Source organism: Pseudomonas cucumis, assembly GCF_030687935.1.
GTDB lineage: Bacteria > Pseudomonadota > Gammaproteobacteria > Pseudomonadales > Pseudomonadaceae > Aquipseudomonas > Aquipseudomonas cucumis.
The window spans coordinates 5,712,707-5,737,409 of sequence record NZ_CP117454.1 but is presented as its reverse complement, the minus strand read 5'-3'; the positions used below and the strand labels follow the sequence as shown (position 1 = coordinate 5,737,409).

21 protein-coding genes are annotated in these 24,703 nt (G+C 60.3%); 9 read left to right on the top strand and 12 right to left on the bottom strand.

The features are described from left to right. The first annotated feature begins 49 nt into the window (after positions 1-49). The 5 genes from epd (at position 50) to fba (ending at position 4,259) form a co-directional block, all read left to right on the top strand. Positions 50-1,111 (top strand): erythrose-4-phosphate dehydrogenase, encoded by a 1,062-nt coding sequence (gene epd / locus PSH97_RS26065; RefSeq protein WP_305424756.1) that lies wholly within the window; start codon positions 50-52, stop codon positions 1,109-1,111. A gap of 25 nt (positions 1,112-1,136) precedes the next feature. After that, on the top strand, positions 1,137-2,300 hold the full coding sequence (locus PSH97_RS26060) for a phosphoglycerate kinase (protein ID WP_007894933.1): 1,164 nt from the start codon (positions 1,137-1,139) through the stop codon (positions 2,298-2,300). A gap of 34 nt (positions 2,301-2,334) precedes the next feature. Beyond that, a complete protein-coding gene (locus PSH97_RS26055; protein WP_305447222.1) occupies positions 2,335-2,556 on the top strand; it encodes a hypothetical protein in 222 nt (73 codons plus the stop codon). Between the two features lie 56 nt (positions 2,557-2,612). Then, positions 2,613-2,945 carry an MliC family protein gene (locus PSH97_RS26050; RefSeq protein WP_305424760.1) on the top strand — a complete coding sequence of 111 codons (333 nt, stop codon included), beginning with the start codon at positions 2,613-2,615 and terminating at the stop codon, positions 2,943-2,945. Between the two features lie 249 nt (positions 2,946-3,194). Then, a complete protein-coding gene (gene fba, locus PSH97_RS26045; RefSeq protein ID WP_008081027.1) occupies positions 3,195-4,259 on the top strand; it encodes a class II fructose-bisphosphate aldolase in 1,065 nt (354 codons plus the stop codon). A 94-nt stretch (positions 4,260-4,353) separates the two neighbouring features. Here the strand turns inward: fba and PSH97_RS26040 are convergent, their stop codons facing one another. Continuing rightward, positions 4,354-4,716 (bottom strand): DUF6124 family protein, encoded by a 363-nt coding sequence (locus PSH97_RS26040; protein ID WP_305447221.1) that lies wholly within the window; start codon positions 4,714-4,716, stop codon positions 4,354-4,356. Between the two features lie 614 nt (positions 4,717-5,330). Beyond that, positions 5,331-5,999, bottom strand: coding sequence for a polysaccharide lyase family 7 protein (locus PSH97_RS26035; protein WP_305447220.1), 669 nt, complete (start codon positions 5,997-5,999; stop codon positions 5,331-5,333). A 317-nt stretch (positions 6,000-6,316) separates the two neighbouring features. On the opposite strand from PSH97_RS26035, the gene PSH97_RS26030 reads away from it, so the two are divergent. The 3 genes from PSH97_RS26030 to PSH97_RS26020 are packed head-to-tail and all read left to right on the top strand — an operon-like array spanning position 6,317 to position 9,289. Further along, positions 6,317-8,440, top strand: a complete 2,124-nt coding sequence (locus PSH97_RS26030; protein ID WP_305447219.1) for a putative bifunctional diguanylate cyclase/phosphodiesterase — start codon at positions 6,317-6,319, stop codon at positions 8,438-8,440. Positions 8,441-8,485: 45 nt separating this feature from the next. Continuing rightward, entirely contained in the window at positions 8,486-8,977 is a 492-nt protein-coding gene (locus tag PSH97_RS26025) for a M48 metallopeptidase family protein (protein WP_305449871.1), read from the top strand. Positions 8,978-8,992: 15 nt separating this feature from the next. Further along, a complete protein-coding gene (locus PSH97_RS26020; RefSeq protein ID WP_305447218.1) occupies positions 8,993-9,289 on the top strand; it encodes a winged helix-turn-helix domain-containing protein in 297 nt (98 codons plus the stop codon). 116 nt (positions 9,290-9,405) lie between these two features. On the opposite strand, the gene PSH97_RS26015 is transcribed toward PSH97_RS26020, so the two are convergent. After that, entirely contained in the window at positions 9,406-9,861 is a 456-nt protein-coding gene (locus PSH97_RS26015; protein WP_305447217.1) for a GNAT family N-acetyltransferase, read from the bottom strand. A gap of 259 nt (positions 9,862-10,120) precedes the next feature. Here PSH97_RS26015 and PSH97_RS26010 point away from each other — a divergent pair, with 259 nt between their 5' ends. Then, on the top strand, positions 10,121-10,858 hold the full coding sequence (locus PSH97_RS26010) for a substrate-binding periplasmic protein (RefSeq protein ID WP_305447216.1): 738 nt from the start codon (positions 10,121-10,123) through the stop codon (positions 10,856-10,858). 61 nt (positions 10,859-10,919) lie between these two features. Here the strand turns inward: PSH97_RS26010 and yccS are convergent, their stop codons facing one another. From yccS to betI, 9 genes are all read right to left on the bottom strand, one after another. Continuing rightward, the gene (yccS, locus tag PSH97_RS26005; protein WP_305447215.1) at positions 10,920-13,103 is read right to left on the bottom strand and encodes a YccS family putative transporter; all 2,184 of its coding nucleotides are present in this window, start codon (positions 13,101-13,103) and stop codon (positions 10,920-10,922) included. A 138-nt stretch (positions 13,104-13,241) separates the two neighbouring features. Beyond that, positions 13,242-14,420 (bottom strand): BaiN/RdsA family NAD(P)/FAD-dependent oxidoreductase, encoded by a 1,179-nt coding sequence (locus PSH97_RS26000; protein WP_305447214.1) that lies wholly within the window; start codon positions 14,418-14,420, stop codon positions 13,242-13,244. Between the two features lie 132 nt (positions 14,421-14,552). Further along, the gene (gene dbpA, locus PSH97_RS25995) at positions 14,553-15,890 is read right to left on the bottom strand and encodes an ATP-dependent RNA helicase DbpA (protein WP_305449870.1); all 1,338 of its coding nucleotides are present in this window, start codon (positions 15,888-15,890) and stop codon (positions 14,553-14,555) included. A gap of 105 nt (positions 15,891-15,995) precedes the next feature. Continuing rightward, on the bottom strand, positions 15,996-17,486 hold the full coding sequence (gene mdtD / locus PSH97_RS25990) for a multidrug transporter subunit MdtD (RefSeq protein ID WP_407682162.1): 1,491 nt from the start codon (positions 17,484-17,486) through the stop codon (positions 15,996-15,998). 84 nt (positions 17,487-17,570) lie between these two features. Next, positions 17,571-18,920 carry a TldD/PmbA family protein gene (locus tag PSH97_RS25985; protein ID WP_305447212.1) on the bottom strand — a complete coding sequence of 450 codons (1,350 nt, stop codon included), beginning with the start codon at positions 18,918-18,920 and terminating at the stop codon, positions 17,571-17,573. Beyond that, positions 18,920-20,362, bottom strand: a complete 1,443-nt coding sequence (locus tag PSH97_RS25980; RefSeq protein WP_305447211.1) for a TldD/PmbA family protein — start codon at positions 20,360-20,362, stop codon at positions 18,920-18,922. The genes PSH97_RS25985 and PSH97_RS25980 overlap by 1 nt, the downstream gene beginning before the upstream one ends. Before the next feature lie 280 nt (positions 20,363-20,642). Next, positions 20,643-22,346: a choline dehydrogenase gene (gene betA / locus PSH97_RS25975; protein WP_305447210.1), complete on the bottom strand. Its 1,704-nt coding sequence runs from the start codon at positions 22,344-22,346 to the stop codon at positions 20,643-20,645. Positions 22,347-22,516: 170 nt separating this feature from the next. Then, positions 22,517-23,989 (bottom strand): betaine-aldehyde dehydrogenase, encoded by a 1,473-nt coding sequence (gene betB / locus PSH97_RS25970; RefSeq protein ID WP_217857415.1) that lies wholly within the window; start codon positions 23,987-23,989, stop codon positions 22,517-22,519. A gap of 110 nt (positions 23,990-24,099) precedes the next feature. Beyond that, entirely contained in the window at positions 24,100-24,693 is a 594-nt protein-coding gene (gene betI / locus PSH97_RS25965; RefSeq protein ID WP_305447209.1) for a transcriptional regulator BetI, read from the bottom strand. Positions 24,694-24,703 lie beyond the last annotated feature (10 nt).

Genomic DNA, 24,703 nt, shown 5'->3' with positions numbered 1-24,703 from the left:
GGTCAGGCAACGCTGCAATGACGGATTCACCACGGTAATCGAGAACCCCATGCCTCAACCGCGTCCTTACAAAGTTGCACTCAACGGCTACGGCCGGATTGGTCGTTGCGTCTTGCGTGCGTTGTTTGAGCGAGGCGAAAAGGCCGGGTTTGAAATTGTCGCGATCAACGATCTGGCCGACATGGCCAGCATCGAATACCTGACACGCTTCGATTCCACTCACGGGCGCTTTCCCGGCGAAGTGAGGGTCGAGGGCGATTGTCTGCATATTAATGGCGACTGCGTGAAGGTCTTGCGCAGTGCCACCCCCGAAGGCATCGATTGGGCGTCACTGGGTGTCGATCTGGTGCTGGAGTGCTCCGGCGCTTACCACACCCGTCAGGATGGCCAGCGTTTTCTCGACGCCGGTGCGCCACGGGTGCTGTTCTCCCAGCCGATGGCCAGCGAGGCGGATGTCGACGCCACCATCGTCTACGGTGTGAACCAGGATTGCCTGACCGGCGACGAGCTCCTGGTGTCCAACGCCTCCTGCACCACCAATTGCGGCGTGCCGCTGTTGCGCCTGCTGGATCAGGCCATTGGTCTGGAATACGTATCGATCACCACCATCCACTCGGCAATGAACGATCAACCGGTCATCGACGCCTATCATCACGAAGACTTGCGCCGTACCCGTTCGGCGTTCCAGTCGGTGATTCCGGTGTCCACTGGTCTGGCGCGAGGCATTGAACGCCTGCTGCCGGAACTTGCCGGGCGAATTCAGGCCAAAGCCGTGCGGGTGCCGACGGTTAACGTGTCCTGCCTCGACATTACGATGCAGACCGTAAGTGATACCGACGCCACCGAGGTCAACCGGATTCTGCGCGAGGCCGCCACTCATGGCCCGCTCAAGGGCCTTCTGGCCTACACCGAGTTGCCTCACGCCAGTTGTGATTTCAATCATGACCCACATTCGGCCATCGTCGATGCCAGTCAGACCCGCGTTTCCGGCCCTCGGCTGGTGAACATCCTGGCCTGGTTCGACAACGAATGGGGTTTTGCCAATCGAATGCTGGACGTTGCAGAACACTATTTGCAAACAGCTGCACCACAACCAAAACCTGCTCTCTAAAACAGCTATCCAGGAAATGCGACCCATGACCGTGTTGAAGATGACCGACCTCGATCTGCAAGGTAAGCGCGTACTGATCCGCGAAGACCTCAACGTCCCAGTCAAGGACGGTGTTGTCACCAGCGATGCGCGAATCCTGGCTTCGCTGCCGACCATCAAGCTGGCCCTGGAAAAAGGCGCGGCCGTGATGGTCTGCTCGCACCTTGGCCGTCCGACCGAAGGCGAGTTCTCGGCCGAGAACAGCCTCAAACCAGTGGCTGACTACCTGAGCAAGGCGCTGGGCCGTGAAGTGCCGCTGGTGTCCGATTACCTGGGCGGCGTCGACGTGAAAGCCGGCGACATCGTGCTGTTCGAAAACGTGCGCTTCAACAAGGGCGAGAAAAAGAACGCTGACGAACTGGCCAAGCAATATGCGGCCCTGTGCGACGTGTTCGTGATGGACGCCTTCGGCACTGCTCACCGCGCCGAGGGTTCGACCCATGGCGTGGCCAAGTTCGCCAAAGTCGCCGCCGCTGGCCCGCTGCTGGCCGCCGAACTGGACGCACTGGGCAAGGCTCTGGGTGCCCCGGCGCAACCAATGGCCGCTATCGTTGCCGGCTCCAAAGTGTCGACCAAACTCGACGTGCTCAACAGCCTGAGCCAGATCTGCAACCAGCTGATCGTCGGTGGCGGCATCGCCAACACCTTCCTGGCCGCTGCCGGTCACCCGGTCGGCAAATCCTTGTACGAGCCGGACCTGCTGGACACCGCTCGCGAAATCGCCGCCAAAGTCAGCGTTCCGCTGCCGGTGGACGTGGTGGTTGCCAAGGAATTCGCTGAAAGCGCGACCGCGACCGTCAAGCTGATTGCCGACGTGGCCGCAGACGACATGATCCTGGACATCGGCCCACAGACCGCGGCGAATTTCGCCGAGCTGCTGAAATCGTCCAAGACCATCCTGTGGAACGGCCCGGTGGGCGTGTTCGAATTCGACCAGTTCGGTAACGGCACCAAAGTGCTGGCCCAGGCCATCGCCGAAAGCTCGGCGTTCTCCATCGCTGGCGGCGGCGACACCCTGGCAGCCATCGATAAATATGGCGTTGCCGAGCAAATCTCCTACATTTCTACCGGCGGCGGCGCGTTTCTCGAATTCGTCGAAGGCAAAGTACTGCCGGCCGTTGAAGTCCTGGAAAGCCGGGCCAAGGCCTGAGGCCGCGCATTTGACCAGGCAAAGGAGTGTTCACATGGTCAGGACATTAATGCTGTTGATCGCCGCGGGCATGCTGGCGGCTTGCGGGAGTAACCCGAAAGCCACGCCGGAACCCGCGCCTTCCGCGACGGATAAAGGCTGCTATCAGGCCGACTGGCAAGCGGAAACCAACCCGGTGATCAACAAGCGTTCCGGGCCCGATGGCCTGGACAAATACGAGACACAGGTCCCGGCCAAGGAACATGGTTGCCCTTGAGGGGTCAGACTCTTTACTCAAGGCTGGCAGCGTGCGCTGTCAGTCGAGGAACACGGATGAAACGCTTTATCGCCGTTGCGGCACTGGCATTGCTGGCAGGTTGCGCCAATTTGAATCTGTTCAACACTGCCGAGCCAGCGGACAGCTGGACCACCTGGACCTGCGACAGCCAGGCCAAAGTGCTCTGGCGCTACACTGACATCAACCGCAAGGAAGTCGATGTTCGCCTGGGCGGTGCTGATCAGGTCTACCGCTTGAAGCTTGAGCCGGGCGCTGAAGGTTCGCTGTACAGCAACGACATGCTGGCGTTTCACGTAAAAGGTGAGGAAGGCCTGGTGTACTGGGTCGCCACCAATGATTTGATCGGCCGCGGTTGTAAAGCGCAGTAATTGACACACCACGGACCTAATGTGGGAGCGAGCCTGCTCGCGAAAGCCGTCTGACAGTCGCTGCACTGTTGGCTGCAAGACCGCTTTCGCGAGCAGGCTCGCTCCCACCGGGGCTGTGTAGTTCTTAAGATTTTTGTAATACCGAATTCGCAGCCCGGGCCAACCCCCGATCTGCAATAACTTGAATAGCCGCCGCCGCTACGGCAGGCTGGCACGATTAACGACCCTCAACCGGGAGAGACACACACAATGGCACTTATCAGCATGCGCCAGATGCTGGACCACGCAGCCGAGTTTGGCTACGGCGTTCCAGCCTTCAACGTCAACAACCTTGAACAGATGCGCGCCATCATGGAAGCCGCTGACAAGACTGACTCCCCGGTGATCGTCCAGGCTTCGGCCGGTGCTCGCAAATACGCAGGCGCCCCGTTCCTGCGTCACCTGATCCTGGCGGCCATCGAAGAGTTCCCGCACATCCCGGTGTGCATGCACCAGGACCACGGCACCAGCCCTGACGTCTGCCAGCGCTCGATCCAACTGGGCTTCAGCTCGGTGATGATGGACGGCTCCCTCGGCGAAGACGGCAAGACCCCGACCGACTACGACTACAACGTCCGTGTTACCCAACAAACCGTAGCCATGGCTCACGCCTGCGGCGTCTCGGTAGAAGGCGAGCTGGGCTGCCTGGGTTCGCTGGAAACCGGCATGGCCGGTGAAGAAGACGGCATCGGCGCCGAAGGCGTTCTGGATCACAGCCAAATGTTGACCGACCCGGAAGAAGCCGCTGACTTCGTCAAACGCACCCAGGTCGATGCCCTGGCCATCGCCATCGGCACCAGCCACGGCGCCTACAAGTTCACCAAGCCACCTACCGGCGACGTGCTGGCCATCGACCGCATCAAAGAAATCCACAAACGCATCCCGAACACTCACCTGGTGATGCACGGTTCGTCTTCGGTTCCGCAAGAGTGGCTGGCGATCATCAACCAGTACGGCGGCGACATCAAAGAAACCTACGGCGTACCGGTTGAAGAAATCGTCGAAGGCATCAAGCACGGTGTGCGCAAGGTCAACATCGATACCGACCTGCGTCTGGCATCCACCGGTGCGATGCGTCGCCTGATGGCTACCAACCCGAGCGAATTCGACCCGCGTAAATTCTTCGGCGCCACCGTGACTGCCATGCGCGACGTGTGCATCGCCCGTTACGAAGCCTTCGGTACCGCAGGCAACGCTTCGAAGATCAAGCCGATCTCCCTGGAAGCGATGTATCAGCGTTATCTGAAGGGTGAGTTGAACGCTAAGGTGAACTGAGCCTAAGTGTTATGTTGCGTTAATAAGAAACCCGCCGAGAGGCGGGTTTTTTATTGGGCGCAAGTTTGCTCGCCTTGCTCCAACCGGGCCGCGATTATTCCTTCAATTCGACGTGATCCAGCGCCTGGTTCACCGCCAGTTCACCGAGCATGACCACCTGAGCGATGCCCAGCAGGGTCTTGCGATGTGAGGTCTCCAGCAGCGCCGCGAAATTGTTGAGCATGGTGGTGGCCGAGCCTAGTGTTTCGCTGGCGTTGGCCAGCAGGGCTTCGGTGTTGTACTTCGGATTGGCCAAGTACATGGGCTCGGGTTCGTTGGCGGTGGCCATGATTTGGGCGGCCGGGTTGAGGTAGTGGTCGAGGGCGCGCTCGGCGGCTTCATGGAGTTTTTTTGAATTAAGGGATTCGTAGGGGGATGCCGGATCGGTGTCTGGCGGGTTGGGCGTAACTTTGAACATTGGCTCTAACCTCTCAATGAGTGAGGCTGCAAACCGTTCGCGACTAAACGATAGGGAGGCAGCTGTGCACAGGTTAGTCGACCGATGAGCCAAGCAATCGGCGCGCCCGGAGGCGCCCTGCGCACAGCCACCATCAAGTGCAGGGATGGGATACCTGACTGACAGGGACTTGTGCGCTTGACATCAAACGGGCGACTAAACCCGACCACTGATGAGCAGTGGTAGACAAACGATAGAGGCTGGGGTCAAAGCGCACAAGCCGGCGGATTCTGGCGTACCTGTAGGCGGTGACGCAAGCCGTTGTAGGCCTCATGAAGTAACGCCGAGTGTCTTTAAACATGGGCGTTTAAGCGGGGCCAGATGCCGGTCAGTGAAGAGATGGAGTTGGACATAAAGAACCTGTGGCAAGGGCGAATTCCTGTGTGGTTTTCGGAGGCCTGGATGGTTCTTGTTGCGTAGCAGCTGTCGAGCCTGCGAGGCGGCGTTCGGCTGCACAGCAGTCGTAAAATCAGGCTCCGCGTTTTTCAGGTAAAACGTGTTTGCCGGACTGCGACCGCTTCGCGGCCGAACGCCGCCTCGCAGGCTCGACAGCTGCTACAGGGGATCGAGTCGCCTCAGGTATCGTGATCGATATCCAGATGGCTGAACGTCACTTCCCCGCCTTCAGTGGTATACCCGGTGTTGTCCTGTACATAGACACCGGCCTTGAAGTACAGCGGTTTATCACGCCACATCGCGCTGATGTCGGTGTCCCACTGGTAGCCCGCCGCACTGATGCCCAATGCACCGCCGGGGCTGAGGTGGATGAGGTAGGAAAATTCCCGATCGAGTTTTATGCCAGTGGCGATGGTGATGACCCGGGCGGTGTCGTCGTCAGGGTGCATGCGGACTTTGGCGACGATGTTTCCGGTTTCGCTGTAGTCTTTATATTGATACTCGAGTTTCACCATTGGCTTCTGGCTTTGGAAGGCGTGGATCTGGCCAATGACGATCTTGCCCGTGCTGGGTACCTTGCTGACCGTAAGGGTCGCACGCAGGGAGTTGTCCGCGTCGGGGTAGTACCAGTTTTTCAGCGTGCCGTTGCTGTAGGTTTCGCGGAGTTCGGTGCGAGGGTAGATTGCGTTTTCAGTGCGGGTGCCGGTTACCGGGGACCAGAAAAACAAGGTGCCGGTGTCGGAGTGGAAGTATTGATCCTTGAAGCCGTCCACCAGTCTGGTTGTTTCAACGGTGTACGGCGGACTGCCGACAGGAACGCTGAGGTTCCAGGTTGCGAGATCGATCATAATTCAAGCTTCCACTTTTTTCTGTACGCACGTGCCAGAAGCTCTAACACGCGCCTTCGGGCCGTCTTTATAAGCGTAGAACGGTTGTTTGTTAATGCCCGTTTGGCAGATGGTTGACGTCAACATCCTGTCGAAATGCCACCTTTCCCGGTTTACGGGGGCTGTAGGACTGACCGTTAGTCGGCTACGTGAAACTTTACTGAAGTGACGGCACTCCGGCAGCTTCTGCTTTCGCGGATCCGGGTCTAGAGTGAAGTCGCACTATGTGTCCGGTTTTCACAAGAGACCGGCCTGAGGTCCCGAACAAGAGATGCAGCATGGAATGCGCACAACCTACGCCAGCTGAAGGCAACTCAATCCTTTTAATTGTTGATGATTACCCCGAAAACCTGATCAGCATGCGCGCGTTGTTGCAGCGCCAGGACTGGCAGGTCATCACCGCGGCTTCCGGCTTTGAAGCGCTCAACCTGTTGCTCGAACACGACGTCGACCTGGTGCTGCTGGATGTGCAGATGCCGGGCATGGATGGTTTCGAAGTGGCGCGCTTGATGCGTGGCAGCCAGCGAACCCGCCTGACGCCGATTATTTTCCTGACCGCCAACGAACAATCCCAGGACGCCGTAATCAAGGGCTACGCCAGTGGCGCGGTGGATTATTTGTTCAAACCGTTCGACCCGCAAATTCTCAAACCCAAAGTCCAGGCCCTGCTAGAGCATCAGCGTAATCGCCGTGACTTGCAGCGGTTGAGCCATGACCTGGAAGTCGCCCGGGCCTTCAATGCCTCGGTGCTGGATAACGCCGCCGAAGGCATTCTGGTGGTGAGCGAGGACGGGCTGATTCGCTTTGCCAACCCGGCGATGTCCCGCCTGCTCAATGCCCCGGTGCATGAGCTGCAAGGCAAAGAGTTTCTGGATTTTCTGCAAAAACCGCACATCCCGATCTGGGCCGACTCCGAATTGTTTGCCGGCTACAAACGCGGTGAAACCCTGCGCCTGCACGATGCGTTACTGCGTACGGCGCCCGGCCAGCAAGTGCCGGTGGCGTTGTCCTGCGCGCCTTTGCCCACCGAACAACGCGCCATGGTGGTGACGGTGCTGGACATGTCGGTGGTGCGCCATCTGCATCAGCAGCTGGAGTTCCAGGCGGTGACCGATCCGCTGACCGGGCTGCTCAATCGCCGGGGTTTCTACCAGACCGTTGAAAACCTGCTGCTGCGCGGTGAACGCTCCGACAGTACCTGGGTGCTGTTGTACCTGGACCTCGACGGTTTCAAGCGGGTCAATGATTCCCTTGGCCACGATGCTGGCGACCGGGTGCTGCGTTGGGTGTCCGAGCAGTTGAAGGCGTGTCTGCGGCCCTTCGATATTCTGGCGCGGATGGGTGGCGATGAGTTCACCGCGCTGCTGGATCTTGAGCACCCCGAGCAAGCGGCGAAGATTGCCGAGAAGCTCATCGAGCGGGTGTCGATCTGTCAGCAAATCGAAGGCATGGACATCGCCTTGGGCGCCAGCATCGGCATCGCCACTTACCCCGATTGCGGGGCTAATCTCGACGGGTTGATGCGCGCGTCCGACATCGCCATGTACGAAGCCAAGCGTGCCGGGCGTCAGCAATATCGCTTCTACGATCACGAAATGAATGGCCGGGCGCGTTCGCGGCTGATGCTCGAAGAGAGCGTGCGCACGGCCATCGAAAACCGCGATTTCAACCTGGTGTATCAGCCTCAGGTGGCCATTGCCGACGGGCAGATTCGCGGGTTCGAGGCGTTGCTGCGCTGGCAGCATCCGAGTGTCGGCGACGTACCGCCGGGGCTGTTTTTGCCGTTGCTGGAAGAGGCACGGTTGATCAGTCGCCTGGGCAGCTGGATTTACCATCGCGGGGCCAAACAGCGAAAAGCCTGGGAGGTCTTGTTTGCCGAAGATCTGGTGCTGGGCGTCAGTTTGAGCAGCACGCAGTTCGGTTTGCCCAACCTGGTCACCGAGCTGCGCCAGGTGCTGGAGCGCCATGGTTTGAAGCCGCGGCAGCTGGAGGTCGAGGTCACGGAAGAGGCCTTGATGCTTAACCCCGACGAAACCCGAAAGCAGCTGCGTTTGCTGCGCAATCTGGGGGTGCGGGTGGCGCTGGATGATTTTGGTTCCGGGGCTTGTTCGCTGGCGCACTTGCGAGACCTCGAGCTGGACACGCTCAAACTCGACCGGCATTTGATCGCCCGGTTACCGGAATCCGAGCGGGATGCAGCGCTGGCACGCAGTGTCATCGACTTGTGCAAGCAGTTTGGTCTGTTAGTCATCGCTGAAGGGGTGGAGACGGTGGCGCAATATGAATGGCTGCAAGCCAACGGCTGCCAGTATGTGCAGGGGTTTCTGGTGGCGCGGCCATTGATGGCCGAGGACACCCCTCACTTTGTTGAACCGTTCGACTGGAGCGCGCTGACGAGTTGAATTCGTTACACTGGTGACCTTTTCGTGACTCGTGTTGCCGCCCCAATGACCGCGTTGAAATACCTCCAGGCCTATCCCGCTACGTTGCAGGACCAGGTGCGCCAGTTGATCGCCGAAGGTCGGCTGGGCGACTACCTGAGCCAGCGATATCCGGAAAAGCACGGGGTGCAGAGCGACAAGGCGCTATACACCTATGCCTTGGACCTCAAGCAGGAATACCTGCGTAACGCCCCGGCGATCGACAAGGTGTTATTCGACAACCGTCTGGACCTGACCCACCGCGCGCTTGGCTTGCACACTGCGATTTCCCGGGTGCAGGGCGGCAAGCTCAAGGCCAAGAAAGAAATTCGTGTGGCCTCGTTGTTCAAGGAAGCGCCCTCCGAGTTTCTGAAAATGATCGTGGTGCATGAGCTGGCGCACTTCAAGGAGTCGGATCACAACAAGGCGTTCTACAAACTGTGCGAACACATGTTGCCGGGGTATCACCAGGTGGAGTTCGATTTACGGGTGTACCTGACGTGGCGGGATATGCAATAGAAGAAGGAAGCATGGATGGACGTGAGCAAGACCAAAAGCAGCTTCTACCGCCGGTTATACGTGGCGTACCTGATCGATAGCGGGCTGGCCAGCAGCGTCCCGGCGTTGACCGAAGTCACCGGCATGCCTCGGCGCACGGCGCAGGACACCATCGCGGCATTGGTGGATCTGGATATCGTTTGTGAATTCGAGCAGGAAGAGGGCGCGCGCAACCATGCGGGGCGCTATCGGATTCGCGAGTGGGGGGCGATTGATCGGGGGTGGATCGAGCGTAATCTGCGGCAGATTAAAGCGGTGTTGGAATATCCCTGAATTCCCGACCCCGATCGTTCCCGCGCTCTGCGTGGGAATGCAGCCGGGACGCTCCGCGTCCCAAGAGCGGACGCAGAGCGTCCATTGAGGCATTCCCACGCAGAGCGTGGGAACGATCATTGCGGACGACGCATCCCGATATGCGGAATGTCATCCTCCAGATATTCCTCACCCACCACCACAAACCCGTACCGCCCGTAGTACCCCTGCAAATGCGCCTGAGCCGAGAGGTAGATCGGTACATCAGGCCAGCGTTTGGCGGCCTGTTTCAACGCCTGGCTCATCATTTCATGCCCTAGCCCGGTGCCGCGTGCAGCGGGAGCAATGACCACCCGGCCAATCACCACGTCACCGCCCTGTAGCTCCGGATCGAGCAAGCGCAGATAGGCCACCAGACGGTCTCCGTCCCAGCCCATCAAATGACAGGTGTCACCTTCCAGGTCCTGGCCATCGATGTCCTGATAAAGGCATTTCTGCTCGACAACGAACACCTCGGCGCGCAGCTGCAAAATGGCATACAGCTGTTCTTTACCCAGATCGCTGTGGTGTTTGCAGACCCAATCGATTGTCATCTTCAGATTCCTTGAACAACGTTGCTCCGATACTAGGCGTCCTGATGCAGGATGTCTTTATGGCAGAGAAATCTGTGACAAAGGCCAAAATGCCATCATTCATTTCTCGCGAGATTGTCTTCTTTGTGTAATCTGCGATGTAGCGCTGTGCAATGTCGTCGATAAGCTAATGTTAGGACCTGGGTTTCGCCGGTAAAGGGGCCTTGGAGTTTTGGCTGAAAAACACGTCGGGCAGCCCGCCCGCTAAGGATTTTCTGGCATGCCGCGATTGTATCGAGCGTTTGCTTTGATTGTATTGCTGTTGCTGACACAGAGTGCGGCAGCGCAAAAGCTGCGCCTGGTAGCCGATGCATGGCCACCCTTTACCGACGCCACGCTGGTCAATGGTGGATTGGCCACGGACATCGTCAGCACTGCGCTGGCCCGGGCTGGTTATGCCAGTGATTTCGAACAGGTGCCGTGGGCGCGAGCCTTGTTTGGGGTCGGCGAGGGGCGTTACGACGTGCTGGTCAACGCCTGGTACACCGACGAGCGCACGAAACTGGGGCAGTTTTCCGGCGAGTACCTGCTCAACCGCGTGCGTTTTCTCAAGCGCAAAGACACGCCGATCGAATTCAAAAACCTGCAACAACTGCACACTTACCCGATAGCGGTGGTACGCGGTTACGCCTATTCGCAAGCATTCGACGACGATGTGTCGCTACAGAAGGTCCCCGTGCATAGTTTTGCCATGGCGGTGCGCATGGTCGCGGCCGACCGGGTCAAGCTGACCCTGGAAGACGAGTTCGTCGCCCGGTATTACCTCGCTCGGGAATCATCAAAGGTACGCAATGCCGTGGAGTTTTTACCCAAGCCGTTGAGTGAGAACAGCCTGCATATTCTGGTGAGCCTGAAGAACCCGCAGCATGAACAGATCGTTGCCGGTTTCGACCGTGAGATTGCGGCGATGAAGGCTGATGGGAGTTATGAGAAATTGCTCAAGCAGCATGGGATGTGATCTGAAGGGCCTGCGGTGTCTGAGCTGACACCCTCGCGGGCAAGCCCAGTCACTACAAATTTCAGGCTTCGCTAGTGTCCTTGATGAGATGCGCCGCCAACGTCCGCAACGGCCCCAGCTGCCGGCAGATCAACGCCAGTTGTGTCTGCACCAACCGCTGCCCTTCATCGATCTCATCCGGCATCTGCTCAAGCCCATTGGCCAGCGCTTCTTCCTCATCACTCTGAATCGCAATCGGCTGTTTGCTCGCCAGGCCTTGGGCGATTTCGTCGAGGCTGGCAGCCAGATTCACACAGGCGCCGTCGATCAAATGCTCGCGCACGTCCGACGGTAGTTGGGTTTCGCGGTGTGCCCCCAGCCCCGACAAATAGCTGAGCAAGGTGTGCGACAGCACCAGGAAACGGAACCCGACATCCGCCTCCTTACGGAAGTGCCCCGGCTCCATCAGCATGTTGGCCAGCGTGGTCGACAGCGCGGCATCGGCGTTGTGCGCATTGCGTCGGGCCAGGCGATAAGCCAGGTCGTCGCTTTTGCCGGCGGCGTATTGCTGCATGATCTGGCGCAGGTAAATGCTGTTGCAGGTGAGGGTGTTGGCCAGCACTTTGTTCAAGCGTCGACCCTGCCAGTCCGGCAGGAACAGGAACACCGCCAGCCCGGCGATCAGACTGCCGAGCAAGGTATCGAACAGTCGCGGCAGAAGCAGCCCATAACCATCACCCACCTGGTTGAAGCAGAACAGCACCATAAGCGTGATCGCGGCAGTCGCCAGGGTGTAGCGAGTGGTGCGGTTGGTAAAGAACACCACCCCGGCAAGGATGGCGAAGCTCGACTGGATCAACGGGTTCGGGAACAGATCGAACAGCGCCCAGGCCACGGTCAGGCCGATGGCGGTGCCGATGATCCGTTGCCCGAGTTTGCGGCGGGTGGCGCCGTAGTTAGGCTGACAGACAAACAGCGTGGTGAGGATGATCCAGTAACCTTGCGACGGGTGGATCAAATGCACCATGCCGTAGCCGATGCTCAATGCCAAGGGCAGGCGCAGGGCGTGACGGAATAGCAATGAGGTCGGCGTCAGCTGCGTGCGCAAGCGTATCCAGACATCCTTGAGGCTGCGTGGCGAACGGTCCAGCAGGCTGCTGTCGGAGGCGTCTGCCAGCGCATCGGGGTTGCTGGCGTCGCTAAGCAAACGGTCGAGGGTGCCGAGGTTGGCGGCCAGCGCTCGCAACGAACGCAGCAGCCCGCGCCAGGCCGGGTTGCTTTGGATACGCAAGTGTTCGAGGGAGGCGTGCAGGTCGTTCAGGGCTTCGGCGAAGCTTGCGTCATAGATGAACGGTTGACGCATCTGGATCGACTCGGCCAGCGCGCGGCAAGCCTTGCCTTGCTGGCGCAGCAGGCGCTGACAGCGGAACAGCACGTCGCTGTGGAAGAACGCTTCGGCCAGTGCGTTGTAGGGGTAGTGTGAGGAGCTGGCGCGCTCGTGGATGTCCTGGGCGAGGAAGTACAGCTTCAGATAACGGCTGACTTTCACGCCCGGCCGACCGTCGCCGACCCGATGCAGAATGATTTCCTTGGCAGCGTTCAGGGCCGCCACCACCCGACCGTTCTGTTGCGCCAGTTCCAGCCGCTGCGCTTCCACGTCCAGCTGCCGGATTGGTTCGAACAGCGACGATTTCAGCTTCAGGTAATAACCCAGTTCACGGAAGAGCCGCGCCAGGCTTTGCTGCACCGGCTGGTTGGAAAACAGCGCCTGCCACAGCACCGAGAGCAAGCCATACCAGGCCGCGCCGGCCACCAGCAACACCGGTTCGTGCCAGAAATCAGTGACCGCGCCGCCGCGCTGGTCCACGCCGATCATGGTGTAGACCGAAAGAATCAGTGTTGCTGAAGCAATCGCGCCATACCGTTCGCCCAGCGCGCCGAGCATGGTCAGGCAAAAGCTGGCCAGTGCAAAGGCGATAATGAAGAGGATGGGGTAGGGGAAGAGGAGTTCAACGGAGAGGGCGGCGACCATAAAACACACTAGCGTCACCGCGAGCGCGTTGAGGCGACCCTGCCAACTGTCGTCGGTTTCGGCCAGGGCGCTGGCGATGATCCCCAGGAACAACGGGATCAGCAGCCCCATCTCATCCAGGTACCAACACAGCGCCATGCTGCCGGTCAGGGCGATGAATACCCTCACGCTATAACTGAATTTATCCAGCGCCCAGAGGCGACGCAGAGACTGCCGAAATGTGGTCGATGACATGAAGTGCGAAGGCCTTCCGAGGCAATGACGCTAAATTGAGCCACTAATGACGTCGACGCAATGGCGCCGATCACATCTGACAGCAAAATCTGTTCCTGCTGCGTTCTGTGTTGCCTGTCGGGACGCCTTCGCGGTTGATCAGACGAATTGCGCGGCGGCGTAACCTGAGGCCCAGGCCCACTGGAAATTGAAGCCGCCCAGATGCCCGGTGACATCGAGCACTTCGCCGATGAAATACAGGCCGGGGCTTTTCAGCGATTCCATGGTCTTGGACGACACTTCGCGCGTGTCGACGCCGCCGAGGGTCACTTCGGCAGTGCGGTAGCCTTCAGTGCCGGCCGGCACGACTTTCCAGCTCGCCAGTTTTTCGGCGATGTCCGCCAGTTCGGCGTGGGTGTACTGCTTCATCGGTTTGGAGACGAACCAGCTGTCCGCCAGCAGGTTGGCCATCTTCTTGGTGAAGATTTCACCGAGCAGGGTTTTCAGCTCACTGTTGGGGCGTTCGGCCTGCTGCTGTTGCAGCCAGCTAGGCACGTCGTGATCTGGCATCAGGTTGATTTCCACCGTGTCGCCGGATTCCCAGAACGACGAAATCTGCAAGATCGCCGGCCCGCTGAGGCCGCGGTGGGTGAACAGGATGTTCTCGCGGAAACTCTGATCGTTGCAGCTCACCAAGCAATCCACCGACGTGCCCGACAGTTCGGTGCAAAGCTCCTTGAGCTGATCGGTGATGGTGAACGGCACGAGACCGGCGCGGGTTGGCAGCAGGTCGTGACCGAACTGCCTGGCCACTTGATAACCGAAACCGGTGGCGCCGAGGGTCGGAATCGACAGGCCACCGGTGGCGATCACCAGGGATTCACATGTGATCTGGTCGAGGGTGGTTTGCAGCAGATAGCCGCTTTCCATTTTTTCGATGTGCTGGATCGAGGTGTCCAGGTGCAGGCTGACGCCGACCTGATCGCACTCGTCGAGCAGCATTTGAAGGATGTCGCTGGATTTGTTATCGCAGAACAGCTGACCGAGTTTCTTCTCGTGGTACGGCACGCCATGTTTGGCGACCATGCCGATGAAGTCCCACTGGGTGTAACGCGCCAGTGCGGATTTGCAGAAGTGTTCGTTCTGCGAGAGGAAATTGCCCGGTTCGGTGTACATGTTGGTGAAGTTGCAGCGGCCACCGCCCGACATCAGGATTTTCTTGCCGGCCTTGTTCGCATGGTCGAGCAACATCACCTTGCGCCCGCGCCCGGCGGCGGTCAGCGCACACATCAACCCTGCGGCGCCAGCGCCAATGATCACGACTTCGGTAGAGCGCAAAACGGTGTCCTCACACAATGATCGTTCCCACGCTCTGCGTGGGAATGCCGCCATGGACGCTCTGCGTCCGCCGTTATGTGACGCAGAGCGTCACGGGATGCATTCCCACGCAGAGCGTGGGAACGATCAGGTTCAGAGGATACGCACGCGCAACGAGCGGCCTTTGATTTTACCGTCGTTCAGGCGCTGCAAGGCTTGCTTGGCGATCCCGCGTTCCACGGCCACATAGGCCTGGAAGTCGAAAATCGCAATCTTGCCGACCTGGGCGCCCGGGATGCCGGCGTCGCCAGTCAGTGCACCGAGAATGTCACCCGGACGTACTTTGTCTTTACGGCCCGCCCCAATGCACAGCGTGCTCATCACCGGCAGCAGCGGTGCGCCGCCCTGGGATTTGAGGTTGTCCAGCTGATCCCAGCTCAACGGCGACTTCTGCAGTTGCTCGATGGCCTGGGCGCGGTGGGCTTCGGACGGGGCGACCAGGCTGATCGCAATGCCTTTCTCGCCCGCACGGCCGGTACGCCCGACACGGTGAATGTGGATTTCCGAGTCACGGGCCAGTTCGACGTTGATCACCATGTCCAGCGCATCGATGTCCAGACCGCGCGCGGCGACGTCGGTGGCAACCAGCACCGAAGTGCTGCGGTTGGCGAACATGGCCAATACCTGATCTCGGTCACGCTGTTCAAGATCACCCTGCAGACCGACGGCGGAGATGCCTTTGGAGGTCAGGTGATCAACGGTTTCCTGAACTTGCTGCTTGGTGAAGCAGAAGGCCACGCAGGATGCCGGACGGAAATGTGCGAGGACTTTGACCACCGCGTCCATACGCTCTTCCGGAGAGATTTCGTAGAAGCGCTGCTCGATCTGCGTATCGTCGTGGAACGCCTCGGCCTTCACGATCTGAGGGGTGCGCATGAATTTCGACGCCAGTTGCTTGATGCCCACCGGGTACGTGGCGGAGAACAGCAGGGTCTGGCGGCGCTCCGGGGTCTGGGCGATGATTTCTTCGATGGAATCGTAGAAACCCATGTCGAGCATGCGGTCGGCTTCGTCGAGGATCAGCGTGTTCAGGCCATGAAGCACCAGCGAACCCTTGCGCAGGTGCTGCTGGATACGCCCCGGGGTGCCGACAATGATGTGCGCGCCGTGCTCCAGAGAGCCGATCTGCGGGCCGAAGGACACGCCGCCACACAGGGTTAGCACCTTGATGTTGTCTTCGGCACGGGCCAGACGACGGATTTCCTTGGCAACCTGGTCAGCCAGCTCGCGAGTCGGGCAAATGACCAGCGCCTGGCAACCGAAGAAGCGCGGATTGATCGGGTTCAGCAGGCCGATACCGAAGGCTGCGGTTTTGCCGCTGCCGGTCTTGGCCTGGGCGATCAGGTCCATCCCCTTGAGGATCACCGGCAAGCTTTGCGCCTGGATCGGCGTCATCTGGGCATAACCGAGGGAGTCGAGGTTAGCCAGCATGGCGGCGGACAGCGGCAAAGTATTAAAAGCGGTGGCGATGGTGGTCACGGGACTGGCCTGCAAAACAAAATGTCGCGCAGTGTATCAGGCCCATGGCCATTCGCCCTAAGGCTCTATGTGCTCTTCCGGATGCCTGACGCGCCGTCCGTCAGTTCTGGACAGCTGTGAGAAGATCGTTGCCGCCAGCATCGCCATGATTCCGACCGTCACAAACGTCAGCTGGAACGCGCCCAGAACCGTGCTCACGCCGTCATTGCCGATCTCTGCCGTGAAGCCGCCGAGCAGGGCGCCGGCGCAGGCTACACCGAGGCTCAGGGACAATTGCGCGACCACCGACAGCAAACTGTTGCCGCTGCTGGCGCTGGCGTCGTCGAGGTCGATCAGCGTGACGGTGTTCATCGCGGTGAACTGCAAGGAGTTGATCGCTCCCAGAACCGCCAACTGAGCCAGCAGCAGCCAATACGGCGTCTGCTCGCTGACCAGGCCCATGCTTGCCAGCATGATCCCCAGCGCCAGTGTGTTGCCGGTCAGCACGGTGCGGTAGCCGAACCGTTCGATCAACGGTCGCGCCACCGACTTGGCAACCATCGCGGCCGCGGCCAGGGGCAGCATGCTCATCCCGGCCTGTGATGGCGAATAACCCAGTGCCACTTGCAGCAGCAACGGCACCAGGAACGGTAACGCGCCGCTGCCGAGGCGAGCGAACAGGTTACCGAGGATGCCCACGGCAAACGTTCGGGTTTTGAACAACGACGGTGCAAACAGCGGATTGTCGATGTGCCCGGCCCGCAGCCAATACGCCGCCAGACAGGCCATGCCGCCAAACAGCAGCAACATCACCCGCAAGTGCGGCAGATGCAGTTCGCCGAGGCCTTCCATGGCGATGGTGATCAGCACCATCGCCGCGCCGAACAGCAAGAAGCCCAGGCTATCGAAGCGGGTGCGCTCGCTGCCGCGCAGGTCGGGAATGAATTTCCATACCGCGTAGCAACCGAGGACACCCACCGGCAGGTTGATCAGGAAGATCCAGTGCCAGGTCAGGTATTGCACCATCCAGCCGCCCATGGGCGGACCGATCAGCGGGCCGAGCAGGCCGGGAATGGTAATGAACCCCATGATCCGCACCAGCTCCGAGCGCGGATACGCGCGCAGCACCACCAATCGACCGACCGGCAACATCAGCGCGCCACCGAGGCCCTGAATCACCCGGGCGCCGATGAGCATGCTCAGGGTGTTGGACAAGGCGCAGAGCAATGAGCCGAAGCTGAACAGGAGGATCGCGCCGAAGAAGATTTTCCGGGTGCCGAAGCGGTCGGCGATCCAGCCGGAGGCGGGGATCAGTAAGGCGACGGTGAGCATGTAGGCAATGATTACGCCTTGCATGCGCAACGGGTCTTCGGCCAAGTCCCGGGCCATGGCGGGGAGGGCGGTATTGAGGATCGTCCCGTCGAGGGACTGCATGAAGAAGGCAATGGCGACGACCCACGGCAACCAGCGGGCGGTGACAGCGTCGAGAGGTGGGCGGTTGGGCATGGGACCTCTTGTGGGTTGGTCAGGTAACCGTTGATCGTTCCCACGCTCCGTGTGGGAATGCATCCTGTGACGCTCTGCGTCACGCCTGCATTGGGACGCTCTGCGTCCCGGGCGGCGTTCCCACGCAGAGCGTGGGAACGATCTGTATCAGAGCGTCAACGTAAGTCGGCTGACGAGCGCACCCGGCAATAACGCCGAAGCAGTTGCCCGCTGACTGTACGTGCTGGCTGACAGCAACAGTTCGTGTTCCTCGGTCAACGCTTCGAGCTGCGAACCGAGCAGGCTGTAGACGCTGTCATCGAAACGCATGGTGCTGACCGGCGCTTGAATCTCGCCGTTCTCGACCCAGAAGGTCGCAAACCGCGTCATGCCGGTCAGGCGCGCCGCCGGTTGGTCCGAGTAGTTCAGGTACCACAGGTTGCTGATGTAGAGCCCGGTGCCGAGGCGCTTGAGGATGTCCGCCTGTTCCAGATTGCCGCCTTGCATGACCAGCGCCGTCGGGTATTCATGGCTGCTGGCGCCGTTGGCAGTGAGGTCGTATTCAGCGGCGCTGCGGGAATTGATCAGTCGGGCATTGGCCATGCCTTTGGCGATCAACCCCAGATCATCGCGGGGATAACCTTCGTCGGAAAACGCCGGGCTCAAGGAACCGCTGACCTGCTCACTCAACCATACGTTGGGGCTGAAACAGGTTTCGCTGGCATAGAACTTCTGCAACGGGCTCTGTTTGCTGGCAATCGCCTGGGCCGAAAACCCGCCCCAGCTCAACATGCCCATGATTTCTTCCAGCGCTGCCGGCGCCAGATAGGCGCGGTATTCGCCGGGCGCCAGCGTGCGCAATGGCCGACCCAGAAACGCCAGTTGTTCGCGGGCCTGCTGGAAGCGTTTGGCAAACCCTTCGCTGTTCCAGTCGTGCCCGGCATAGCTGGCTTTCACCGCCTGACCGTTTTCATGGAACAGGCTGAAATCGAAGTTGAAGCTGTTGGCCTGATGCCAGCCGAACGCGCCCGAAGAGCTGGCGAAACCGCGACTGATCGGCCCGGCGGCATAGAAACCGACCAGGTCCAGACCCTCGGCAGCTTGAGTGATTTCAGCAACCACTTGCTCGGTGTCCGGCAGCGGATGCTCCTGCACGTTGTTGCTCTGCCAGTCGTTCTGGTTAAGCAGCAGGTACGGATCCTGAGGCAACAGTGGCAGGGTTTCGCGCAACTGTTGCAGGCCTTCGGCCAGACGCTGAAGATCGACTTCGTGGTCGCCCGACAGCGTGATATTCAGATCGGCATGACGGCCATCGTTAATCAGTTTGAAGCCGACACTCGCTTGCTGCACCTGCCCGGCCTGACGGACTTTGGCGTGGTTGAAGCGCACGAAAGCCGACGACTCGGCGGCGTAGCTGAGGGTGAATTGCTCCGGCCCACCAATTGCGTCGCGCAGCCAATTGACCAGGTCCTTGAATGACTCGGCCTGGCTATTTGAAGTGCTCGTGGCAGTACTCATCAGGCATCTCCCCCAAACACATCAACGTTGCTGAACACACAGGCCGGCGACGCATGGCCGACGCGGATCACCTGGTTCGGTTCGCCCTTGCCACAGTTCGGCGTGCCTAGCACTTTGACGGTGCTGGCATCGCCGACAGCGCTGAGGCTTTTCCAGAATTGTGCGGAAATCGCCCGGTAGTTCGGGTTCTTCACCACACCCTTGAGCTCGCCGTTTTCGATCAACTGGCCCCATTCGCAGCCGAACTGGAACTTGTTGCGCGCATCGTCGATCGACCACGAACGGTTGGTGCTCATCAAAATGCCGTGCTCGATGTTGCCGATCAGTTGCTCCAGCGGCTGATCGCCGGGCTCGATGTTGAGGTTGGCCATGCGGTCGATCGGCGGACGGTTCCAGCCGCAGGCGCGGCTGTTGGCGACGCCGTCCATGCCGGCGCGAAATTGCGACAGCGCGCCGCCCAATGGGCGCAGCAGCAAACCTTCTTTAATCAGAAATTGCTTGCTGGCGACGCTGCCGTCGTCGTCATGGCCGTAGCTGGCGAGTTGCTCGGGGATGTCCGGGTCGAACGTCACGTTGAGCAGTTCGGAGCCGTATTGCAGGCTGCCGAAATCTTCTGCCTTGACGAAACTGGTGCCGGCGTAATTGCGCTCATCGCCGAGGATGCGGTCCAACTCCAGCGGGTGACCGATGGACTCGTGGATTTGCAGCATCATCTGATCAGGCATCAGCAACAAATCGCGCGGGCCTTGCGGAGTGTTCGGCGCCAGCAGCAATTGCAGCGCCTGGTCGGCGACTTTCGGGCCGGCACCGATCAGGCCGCAACGGCTGATCACATCAAAGCCGCCCTGCTGGCCGAAGTTCTCGCGGCCAAGACTGCGAGTCTGGCTGTCGCTGCCGTCGTAGGCGGTGACGTCCACGCTCGGGTAAACGAAGCGCTGGGCCTGACGCAGTTCGGCGCCGGCGCTGTTGAGGTAGATTTGCTCGACATTGGTGATGCCGATGCTCGCCTGCCAGTTCACCAGTCGCTCGTCCTTGGGCACGGCGGCGGATTCGGCGCCGAGCAGTTGGTAGCAATCGCTCAGGGACGGGAAGGGCTGGTCGAAGTTGGGCGAGAAATAGTCGGCGCGATCGCTGGAGACGGCTTGCTCACGCAGGTCGAGCAGGGCGTGAGGCTTGAGTCTACGGGCGTGTTGCTCGGCTTTCTCCAGCGCGGCTTGCAGGCCGGACTGGGACAGGTCGTTGGTGGCGGCATAGGCTTCAACGCCGTTGACCCGAACGGTCAGCATCGCGCCTTCGTCGCGGCTCAGGCTCGGCGGTTCGGCGACGTTCTTGCGCACCGACAGGTACTGGCCGGACTCGCGCACATAACGCAGCGAAAAGAATTCAGCGCCCGTGCGCAAGGCAGCAAAACGCTGCTTGAGCTGGGGGTGGAAATCGAACATTCGGGAACCTCCTTGGTATGGAGTGGCGGTGTATCGATGTCGCGAGGGGGAATCGTTTGCGTGGCGCTAGATTAGGCCTGCAGGGGGGGAGGATCAAGGGCGGAGCGGTGTAGGAAGGGTTTACCTGGCATGTGGCAGGGAGAGGTGTGGTGTCTGGTCGGGCCCCATCGCGGGCAAGCCCGCTCCCACAGTGGGCTGGGGTGGATCACAAATTTGTAATCCACCCCGGAACCTGTGGGAGCGGGCTTGCCCGCGATTGGCCGCGATGCGGTGTTACGGCTTATTGAACGGTAGGGCTCACATCCCGCAACGGCTTGCCACGCACCGGTGCATCACCGGCCACGTAGTATTTGGCCGTGCTACGCGGCAATGGCTTGCGACCGCGGATCTTGTCGGCGATTTTCTCGGCCATCATGATCGTCGGCGCGTTCAGGTTGCCGGTGGTGATGATCGGCATGATCGAGGCATCGACCACGCGCAGGGCTTGCAGGCCGTGTACACGACCTTCGCCATCGACCACGGCCATCTCGTCGGTGCCCATCTTGCACGAGCAGGACGGGTGGAACGCGGTTTCGGCGTGCTCGCGGATGAACTTATCGAGCTGCTCATCGGTTTGCACGTCGATGCCCGGGCTGATTTCGCGGCCACGGAAGGCGTCCAGTGCAGGCTGTTGCATGATTTCACGGGTCAGGCGGATGCCGTCGCGGAATTCCTGCCAGTCCTGCTCGGTGGCCATGTAGTTGAAGAGGATGCTCGGGTACTCGCGCGGATCCTTCGACTTGGCCTGGATGCGACCACGGCTTGGCGAACGCATGGAGCCCATGTGCGCCTGGAAACCGTGCTCTTTCACACCGTTGCTGCCGTTGTAGTTAATCGCCACCGGCAGGAAGTGGTACTGAATGTTCGGCCAATCGAATTCCGGACGGGTGCGGATGAAACCACCTGCCTCGAACTGGTTGCTGGCGCCGATGCCGGTGCCGTTGAACAGCCACTCGGCACCAATGGCCGGCTGGTTGTGCAGCAGCAGCGAGGGGTACAGCGAGACCGGTTGGGTGCAGGCGTATTGCAGGTACAGCTCAAGGTGATCCTGCAGGTTTTCACCCACGCCCGGCAGGTCGTGGACCACCGGAATGTCGAGCTTCTTCAGCAGTTCGGCCGGGCCGACACCGGAGCGTTGCAGAATCTGCGGCGACGCGATGGCGCCGGAGCACAGCAGCACTTCCTTGCGGGCGCGGGCTTCAACGCGCTCTTCAGCGGCGCCGATCAGGTAACGCACGCCGACCGCACGCTTGCCTTCGAACAGAATCTTGTCGGTCAGGGCGTGGGTGACGATGGTCAGGGTCGAGCGCTTCTTGGCGATATCCAGGTAACCGCGAGCAGTGCTGGCGCGACGGCCGTTCGGCGTCACCGTGCGGTCCATCGGGCCGAAACCTTCCTGCTGATAACCATTCAGGTCTTCGGTCCGTGGGTAACCGGCCTGCACTCCTGCTTCAACCATCGCGTGGAACAGCGGGTTGTTGCCGGCTTTCGGCGTGGTCACGCTGACCGGGCCGTCGCCACCGTGGTAGTCGTTCGGGCCGATGTCGCGGGTTTCCGCCTTGCGGAAGTACGGCAGGCAGTCGAGGTAGGTCCAGTCTTCCAGACCTGGCAGCTTCGACCAGTTGTCGTAGTCCATCGCGTTGCCGCGGATGTAGCACATGCCGTTGATCAGCGAAGAACCACCCAGGCCCTTGCCGCGACCGCATTCCATCCGGCGACCGTCCATGTGTGGCTCTGGATCGGTTTCGTACGCCCAGTTGTAGCGACGGCCTTGCAGCGGGAACGCCAAAGCGGCCGGCATTTGCGTGCGGAAGTCGAGACGGTAATCCGGGCCGCCCGCTTCGAGCAGCAGGACGGTGACGCCTTCGTCTTCAGTCAGACGGGTCGCCAGGGTGTTACCGGCCGAGCCGGCACCGATGATGATGTAATCGAATTCTTGGGACATTGAATGCACCCTCTTTGAAGTTGGTCAGGTCGGCGAGTGCTTCGCACTCGATCGCGGGCAAGCCACGCTCCCACAGGGATCGGGGGCACCGCAGATTTGGCGAACGGCGCCAAACCTGTGGGAGCTGGCTTGCCTGCGATAGCGATCTCGCAGGCGAAGCAAATACCGCCTTAGAAAACCGAGGCGTAATCGCCCAGTTCGACCTGTACCGATTTGATGCGTGTGAAGTTGTTCAGCGAGCTGATGCCGTTCTCACGACCCACGCCCGACTGTTTGTAGCCGCCGACCGGCATCTTGGCGTCGGACTCGCCCCAGGCGTTGATCCAGCAGATACCGGCTTCCAGTTGATGGATCACACGGTGAGCGCGGTTCAGGTCTTTGGTGACAACGCCAGCCGCCAAACCGAACTCAGTGTCGTTGGCACGACGGATCACTTCTTCTTCGGTTTCGTAGGTCAGGATGCTCATCACCGGGCCGAAGATTTCTTCGCGAACGATGGTCATCTCGTCGGTGCAATCGGTGAACACGGTCGGTGCCACGAATGCGCCTTTGGCGAATTCGCCGTCGGTCAGACGATCGCCGCCGCACAGGACGCGAGCGCCTTCTTCCTTACCTTTGGCGATGTAACCCAGCACGCTTTCCATGTGGGCGAAGCTGACCAGCGGGCCGAAGTTGGTGTTTTCGTCTTCCGGGTTGCCGACGCGAATGCGCGCAACGCGCTCAACGATCTTGGCTTCGAACGCGGCTTTCAGGTGGCTCGGTACGAACACACGAGTGCCGTTGGTGCAGACCTGACCGGAGCTGTAGAAGTTGGCCATCATCGCGGTGTCGGCGGCGCGATCCAGGTCGGCGTCGTCGAAGATGATCAGCGGGGATTTGCCGCCCAGTTCCATGGTCACGTCTTTCAGCGACGAGGCGGAAGCGCTGGCCATCACCTTCTTGCCGGTGTCGGTGCCGCCGGTGAAGGAGATTTTTTCGATGCGTGGGTGTTCGGTCAGCCAGGTGCCGACTTCACGGCCACTGCCGGTCAGAACGTTGAACACGCCAGCCGGAACGCCAGCTTCGGTGTAGATCTCGGCCAGTTTCAGCGTGGTCAGGGAAGTGACTTCGCTTGGCTTGAAGATCATCGCGTTACCGGCCGCCAGGGCCGGTGCGGATTTCCACAAAGCGATCTGGATCGGGTAGTTCCACGCGCCGATACCAGCCACGACGCCCAATGGCTCGCGACGGGTGTAAACGAAAGACGTGGTGCGCAGCGGGATCTGCTCGCCTTCGATGGCCGGCACCAGGCCTGCGTAGTATTCCAGCACGTCAGCACCGGTGACGATGTCGACGTAACGGGTTTCGGAGTACGCCTTGCCGGTGTCCAGGGTTTCCAGGGCGGCCAGTTCATCGTTGCGCTCGCGCAGGATGTCGACGGCACGACGCAGGATGCGCGAACGCTCCATGGCGGTCATCGCGGCCCAGATTTTCTGGCCCTTTTCGGCGCTGACTACCGCGCGCTCAACGTCTTCCTTGGTCGCACGCTGTACGGTTGCGAGGACTTCACCGTTAGCCGGGTTGATGGCTTCGAAAGTGGCGTCGCTGCTGGCGTCACTGTAGCCGCCATCGATGTAGAGTTTTTGCAGTTCGAAACGGGCCATAAAGTCCTCGCAAGAGCATTAAGTTGGTTGGCGTTAACCACTGGAGCGTGCCGTGTAGCGTTGGCGACGCTGATCAGTAGCGGTTCAGGGGTTGAGCGATTATGTGTGCTCTAACTCACCTGCTTGGCCAGTTGGAAATCCATGTATTCGTAAGCGATCTGGTGCGCCTGCTCGGTGTCGAAAGCATCTCCCGACAGCGCGCCGCGCAACCACAAACCGTCAATGAGGGCTGCCAGGCCGCGGGCGGCGCTGCGCGCTTGATCAAGCGGCAACACACGGCGGAACTGGCAGCACAGGTTGGAATACAGACGGTGATCGTTGATCCGCTGCAACCTGTGCAATGACGGGTGGTGCATGCTGGTGGCCCAGAAGGCCAGCCAGGTTTTCATTGCCGGGCCATTAACCTGGCTGGCGTCGAAGTTGCCTTCGATAATCACCTGGAGGTGAGCCCGTGGGCTGGTGTCCTCCAACGCCTGACGGCGCGCGGTGACGTTCTCGCTGAGGACACTCATCAGGTACTGCGCCGTGGCGGCGATCAGACCGTTCTTGTCCTTAAAGTAGTGACTGATGATGCCATTCGAGACACCGGCCAAACGGGCGATCAGCGCAATGCTGGCGTCCCCCATGCCGACCTGATCGACGGCCTGCATCGTGGCATCGATCAATTGCTGACGGCGGATGGGTTGCATACCGACCTTGGGCATCTTGCACATC